Source organism: Mycobacterium sp. (genome assembly GCF_050701675.1).
GTDB lineage: Bacteria > Actinomycetota > Actinomycetes > Mycobacteriales > Mycobacteriaceae > Mycobacterium.
Window position 1 is genome coordinate 1 of the sequence record NZ_JBOGDD010001077.1, and the last position, 3,837, is coordinate 3,837.

The 3,837-nt window shown below is 67.1% G+C and carries 3 protein-coding genes; 2 read left to right on the plus strand and 1 reads right to left on the minus strand.

All coding sequences use genetic code 11. From position 1 onward, the window contains the following. Positions 1 to 112: 112 nt before the first annotated feature. On the minus strand, positions 113 to 1,093 hold the full coding sequence (locus ACRDUX_RS33055) for an NAD(P)H-dependent glycerol-3-phosphate dehydrogenase (RefSeq protein WP_526420442.1): 981 nt from the start codon (positions 1,091 to 1,093) through the stop codon (positions 113 to 115). Between the two features lie 63 nt (positions 1,094 to 1,156). Between ACRDUX_RS33055 and cofC the strand changes: the two genes are divergently transcribed. Both cofC and ACRDUX_RS33065 read left to right on the plus strand, forming a co-directional pair. Beyond that, the gene (cofC, locus tag ACRDUX_RS33060) at positions 1,157 to 1,828 is read left to right on the plus strand and encodes a 2-phospho-L-lactate guanylyltransferase (protein ID WP_526420438.1); all 672 of its coding nucleotides are present in this window, start codon (positions 1,157 to 1,159) and stop codon (positions 1,826 to 1,828) included. Positions 1,829 to 1,843: 15 nt separating this feature from the next. Continuing rightward, on the plus strand, positions 1,844 to 3,837 hold a 1,994-nt coding region (locus tag ACRDUX_RS33065; RefSeq protein WP_526420440.1), incomplete at its 3' end, for an RNA degradosome polyphosphate kinase.

Here is a 3,837-nt window from a genome sequence, read left to right on the forward strand (position 1 = left end):
GTGGTAGGCCGATGCCGGGACCGGTGGCGACGTGACGGGTTGCCCCGGAACATGTTGCGAGCCAGACGCTTTGACGCTACGGGTGGAGTCCCCGTACTGACCGTTCATCTCCTCACTCCGGCTTCGTCGTGCGCCCGAGCAGGAGCGCCATTGCCTCGTCGACCGAGAGTCCCTTGTGGCAGACGCGGTTGACGGCGTCTGTGAGCGGCATCTCCACGTCGTAACTTTCGGCCAGCGCCAGCACCGACTGGCAGGACGTGACGCCTTCTGCCACGTGCCCACCCGCCTCGCGCAGTGCGGACTCCATGGTGGCGCCCTTGCCGAGCCGTTCACCGAATGCCCGGTTGCGTGACCGCGGCGACGTGCAGGTGGCGACGAGGTCACCGACCCCGGCCAGCCCGGCAAGCGTCGTACCCTTGGCGCCCAGCGCGATTCCCAGTCGCATGATCTCAGCCAGCCCCCGGGTGATGATCGCCGCGGCGGTGTTCTCCCCCAGCCCCACTCCCGCTGCCATGCCGCTGGCCAGTGCGATGACGTTCTTGCACGCGCCGCCGATCTCGGCGCCCACGACATCGGAGTTGGTGTACGGCCGGAAGTACCTGGTGGAGAACGCGCGCTGCAGTTCAACGGCGCGGCCGGAGTCCGAACACGCGACGACGGTCGCTGCGGGCTGCTCGTCGAGGATCTCACTGGCCAGGTTCGGTCCGGTGACCACGGCGACCCGCGACGGGTCCACCCCCGTCACCTGAACGATGACCTGGCTCATCCGTAGCAGCGTGTTCAGCTCGATACCCTTCGCGACGCTCACCAGCGTGGCGTCGCCACCGATCACGTCACGCCACGGCGCCAGGTTGACGCGCAGGGTCTGCGACGGCACTGCCAGCAGCACCGTGCACGCTCCATCGAGTGCCGCTGCGGCGTTCCCGGTCGCGCGGATCGACGTCGGCAACACGACGTCACCGATGTATCGGGCGTTGCGGTGGGTGTCGTTGATCTCGTCGGCCAATTCCGCTCGGCGCGACCACAGCGTGACGTCGTTGCCCGCATCGGCCAGCACCTTCGCCAGCGCCGTACCCCACGCGCCTGCACCCATCACCGCAGCCCTTACCACGGGAACAAATCTAGCCTGGTCCGCGCTGCTGGCAGGATGGCACCCATGAGCGGCACCAGCGACTACGCCCCGGCTTCGGGGGTGCGCCTGCAAGGGGACGTCGGGCTGATCATCGCGGTCAAGCGTCTCGGCTTGGCCAAGACGCGCCTCGCATCGGCTTTCGCGCCCGACGACCGCGAGCAGGTGGTCCTCGCCATGCTCGACGACACGATCACCGCGGCGTCCGCCGTAGTGGCAGTCCGCGCGATCACCGTCGTGACCCCCGACAGCGTGGCTGCCCAGGTCGTCCGCGAGCTCGGCGCCCGAGTCGTCCTCGATCCCACTCCCGCCGGCCACCCCGACCCCTTGAACAATGCGATCTCGGTTGCCGAGGCTGCGATCCGCGCGGAGACGCCGAACGTCGGCGTGCTTCAAGGCGATCTGCCTGCGCTTCAACCGCGGGAACTCGCCGAGGCAATCGCTCTGGCACGCACGAACCAGCGCAGCTTCGTCAGCGACCGGCACGGCACGGGAACGTCGGCGCTGTTCGCCTTCGGCGTCCCTCTCAAACCCGAATTCGGCGTCAATTCCGCACGGCGACATGGGGATTCGGGTGCCGTCGAACTAACGGGTCGATGGCCGGGCCTGCGCTGCGACATCGACACCCCCGACGACCTCTCCGCCGCCCTTGGGCTCGGCGTCGGAGCGGCCACGAAGAACACCGTCGGCGGCACCTAGCACCGCCGACCGTCCATGGGGGATGATCGACGCGTGACCGAAGCCGAGACACGAACTGTAGACACGGACTGGGTATCGGACGACAGCACGCCGGAGGCGCCACCGGCCACCACCGCGGACGCGATCGACACCTCCCAGTCCGAAGCGCTGCCCGACGACCGCTACCTCAACCGGGAGCTGAGCTGGTTGGACTTCAACGCCAGAGTGCTGGCGTTGGCCGCTGATCCGTCGCTCGCGTTGTTGGAAAGGGCCAAGTTTCTCGCGATCTTCTCGTCGAACCTCGACGAGTTCTACATGGTCCGCGTCGCCGGCCTCAAACGCCGCGACGAGATGGGACTTTCGGTGCGCTCGGCCGACGGACTGTCGCCGCGCGAGCAACTGCGACGCATCGGCGAGCGCACCCAGCAGATCTCGAGCAGGCACGCGAAGGTCTTCATGGAGTCGGTGCGCCCAGCGCTGGCCGACGAGGGCATCATCGTCGTGACGTGGGCTCAGCTGGACGACGACGAACGTGGCCGGCTGTCCACGTACTTCCACGAGCAGGTGTTCCCGGTGCTCACACCGTTGGCAGTGGATCCGGCGCACCCGTTCCCGTTCGTCAGCGGGCTGAGCCTGAACCTGGCGATCACGGTGCGGCAGCCCGAGGACCGCACGCAGCACTTCGCCCGCATCAAGGTGCCCGACAACGTCGACCGGTTCGTCGAGTTGGGTCCGCGCGAAGGTGGCGCCGCGATTCGATTCCTGCCGATGGAGGAGCTGATCGCGGCCTTCCTGTCGGTACTGTTCCCCGGCCTGGAAGTAGTGGAACACCACGCCTTCCGGATCACGCGCAACGCCGACTTCGAGGTCGAGGAGGATCGCGACGAGGATCTGCTCCAGGCGCTGGAGCGCGAACTCGCGCGGCGCCGGTTCGGTTCTCCGGTGCGCCTGGAAGTCGCCGACGACATGACCGAGAACATGCTCGAGCTGCTCCTGCGTGAGCTCGACGTGCATCCCGGTGACGTCATCGAGGTGCCTGGGCTGCTCGACCTCTCGTCGCTCTGGCAGATCTACGGCGTCGACCGCCCCGATCTGAAGGACCCGCCGTTCGTACCCGCGACCCCTCCCGCGTTCGGCGAGAGGGAGACGCCGAAGAGCATCTTCTCGACGCTTCGCGACGGTGACGTGCTGGTGCACCACCCGTACGACTCCTTCTCGACGACGGTGCAGCGCTTCATCGAGCAGGCGGCCGCCGATCCGAATGTGCTCGCCATCAAGCAGACTCTGTACCGGACCTCCGGTGACTCGCCGATCGTCAGCGCGCTCATCGACGCCGCCGAGGCGGGCAAGCAGGTCGTCGCGCTGGTCGAGATCAAGGCCCGCTTCGACGAGCAGGCCAACATCAAGTGGGCCCGCGCCCTTGAACAGGCGGGCGTTCACGTGGTGTACGGGCTGATCGGGCTCAAGACGCATTGCAAGACGTGTCTCGTCGTGCGACGCGAAGGGTCGACGATCCGGCGCTACTGCCACATCGGGACCGGCAACTACAACCCCAAGACCTCGCGGCTCTACGAGGACGTGGGATTGCTCACTGCGTCACCGGACATCGGCGCCGACCTCACCGATCTGTTCAACTCGCTGACGGGCTACTCACGCAAGGTGTCCTACCGCAACCTGCTGGTCGCTCCGTACGGAGTGCGCAGGGGCATCGTCGAACGCATCGAACGCGAGATCGCGGCGCACCGGGCAGGCGCCGACGCGAGGATCCGCCTGAAGGCCAACGCCTTGGTCGACGAGCAGGTGATCGACGCGCTCTACCGCGCCTCGCAGGCCGGAGTGCGCGTCGAGGTCGTGGTTCGCGGGATCTGCGCGCTACGTCCCGGTGCAACGGGCTTCTCCGAGAACATCACCGTGCGATCGATTCTCGGCCGGTTTCTCGAGCACTCCCGAATCATTCACTTTCGCGCCATCGACGAGTTCTGGATCGGCAGTGCCGACATGATGCATCGTAATCTCGACCGTCGCGTCGA

Coding starts and splice junctions, on each gene's coding strand:
- ACRDUX_RS33055 (WP_526420442.1), bottom strand. CDS start 1,093: ATGGGTGCAGGCGCGTGGGGTACGGCGCTGGCGAAGGTGCTGGCCGAT.
- cofC (WP_526420438.1), top strand. CDS start 1,157: ATGAGCGGCACCAGCGACTACGCCCCGGCTTCGGGGGTGCGCCTGCAA.